This window comes from Paracoccus sp. FO-3, assembly GCF_006386455.1.
GTDB lineage: Bacteria > Pseudomonadota > Alphaproteobacteria > Rhodobacterales > Rhodobacteraceae > Paracoccus > Paracoccus versutus.
Window position 1 is genome coordinate 1 of sequence record NZ_VCBQ01000224.1, and the last position, 2,427, is coordinate 2,427.

Sequence of the window (2,427 nt, forward strand, 5' to 3'; positions counted from 1 at the left end):
GGTCTGGATCATGTCCGAGAACTCGGCGTCGTCGCGCCAGTTTGGCAGGTGATGTTCGTCCAGCCGCCTGGCAAGCTGGATATCACCACGGATGGCATCGACGGCCTCGCTGACCCCCAAGCAGACCAGTGACACTTCGAGTTCATTGCTGAGATACCGCAGAACATTGAGAAAGCGGCGCTGTTCGCGGTGGGTCCCGGCCAAGAGGTTGTGGACCTCGTCGATCATGATCATCCGCAGGCCAAGGTCGCGTAAGAGCGCGATGACACGGACTTCGAGGGAAGCCACATTTTGAGCGCGGGCGCTAAGAGCCGTCGCCGGGGCGCCGACGGCGGCCAGGATGTGCAGGTAAAACCGCCGTTCATCAGGTGCGGGCGGCGCTTGCAACAGCAGAAGCGGTGTGCGGGTGATGCCCGACGCCGGATCGTATTCTGGTGCGTACTTGCGCGACAGGTTTCGGGCAATCATCGTCTTTCCGATCCCGGAGGCGCCATGCACAAGAAGCCCAGGCATACGGGTTTGTCGTGGCGCTTCGATCATGCCCTGCAAGCGGTCCAACACCTGTTCCGCCCGAGGAAAGCCGATCCAGATATCCGATTGAATGAGGGCGATCCGGCCGTCTTCTTCAGTTGTCCCTGCCCTCAATTCACCATCTCTCCACCTTGAACAATGGGCGCGATGTATCACCCGTATCGATCGGGCGCAGCCCTTCGGTTGTCGAGACGGCCGAGTTCGTGCCCTTCAATGTCCCTTTTCTTTCACGGGTTCTGCGTTCGGCCTTCGTCAGGCCCCGGCTTTCAGCTTCGATCTGGCGTTGCTGTCGGATCAGCTCAGCCAGCACCAGCTCATTAGACCCGGACTTGCCAAGGGCACGGGCCTTCCTCATCGCTTCGCGATATTCCCAGAGCGAGACGGGCGGAATTTCCAGGTTTCTGTACCGCGCCTCAACATACCGGCCATCGTCCAGTTCGACCCAGATCATTGAGATATCGCGAGGATCGTAGCGAACGACCACCTTTCCATCCCCGCGCCCAATGTGGCCTGCAAGGGCATCGGACCAGTACCTTATCTGGAACAGATGGATGCCGTCACGCCTGATCTTGCGCAGTTCACTCGGCAGGAAGCTCACCTGAAAGGCTTCCATCTCGAAGGGGATGTCGCCTGTCATTTGCTCTGAGAGCGCCTCCCATTTGGCAACGGGCGTGCAGCCAAGACTTGAATGAATGCTGTTGTTGTAACGGCAGATTTCCAGAGCAAACCAGCGATCGAATTCGCTCAACGTCATCGTGGCCTTGCTTTCGGCGTCATAGTCGCCCTTTGCCGCGATCGAGGATTGCGTTGTTCCCGGCAACAGGTGAACGGCCCCCATCATGGTGCCGATCAACCGTTCGATGTGACCACCGAAGTGAGGACTTGCTGGCGGTCGATAGACCAGATCGATCCCCCAATCCGCACAGGCCGACCGAAAGGCGCGCGACCGGAAATCGCGACCGTTATCGACGTGGATGCTGTGCGGTTTGCCCTGTGCCGGCCAAGGAACATCGCACGCCAATTCCGCAAGAAGTTCCTCCTTGAGGGCCACCGCCTGTGTCAGGCAAAGCGCCACTGACAGACGCGAAGGTGCCTCGAGAGAGGTGTAATATCCGGTCACCATCCGCGTTGCGACGTCGATCGCCAGCGTGACCCAAGGCCGCCCAATTGGTTTGCGTTCAAAGCCGTCGACAAGAATGATGTCCGCCGGTGTATGATCAATTTGGACGATCTCCAGTGGCATACTGGCCTTGTTCTCACCTGTGACCGGCGCAAATTTCTGGCGGGCCGCCTTTGCGCCCTCTCGTGCCTTCGCAACTTCGCGGGCATCCATCGCATCCAGACGACGCTGAACCGTTCGCCGTGTCGGCGGTTGCAAGCCCTCCTGCCAGCAAGCGCTGCGGATTTCTGTCACGACGCGCGACAAGCTCGAACGCTCCCGGCGCAAGAAATAGCGGCGAAGGTGCTCCTCGATTACCGCTTCGACTTTGCTGGATATTAACATCGTCCCGGTCGGGCGGCCCCGTTTCCGCGGAGCCAGAGCGCTGGTGCGCCCACCCTCTTCCGCCAACCGTTTTATCCAACGCCAGACCGTCGCCCTGCTGACACCAAGCTCCCAAACGGCGTCATTGATGCCACGTTCCAGGCTGCCAGTCCCATTGAGATATGCCTGAACAAGAGGGCGCAGCACCGCGGCCCTGCGCGCCTCTTCAGCACCAACGGCAACGGAGTCTTCGCCATCATCATTCATCGATATTTGCCGCAAATGTCTGTGAACCCTGTCTCAGGTTTAAGGGCAAAAATATCAGAATTAAAGGCAAAATCTCATATTTAAGGGCAAAGCTCAGCCGTTGATTTCGTTGGATTTCCCATCTCACAATTAAGGGCTACGCGACA

At 58.7% G+C, this 2,427-nt stretch carries 2 protein-coding genes; both read right to left on the reverse strand.

The genetic code is table 11. The features are described 5' to 3' along the window. Window positions 1-645: TniB family NTP-binding protein (locus FE811_RS26480; RefSeq protein ID WP_140849481.1), on the reverse strand; the 645-nt coding region annotated here is incomplete at its 3' end. 1 nt (window position 646) lies between these two features. After that, window positions 647-2,281 carry a Mu transposase C-terminal domain-containing protein gene (locus FE811_RS26485; RefSeq protein ID WP_140849483.1) on the reverse strand — a complete coding sequence of 545 codons (1,635 nt, stop codon included), beginning with the start codon at window positions 2,279-2,281 and terminating at the stop codon, window positions 647-649. Between the last annotated feature and the right edge of the window lie 146 nt (window positions 2,282-2,427).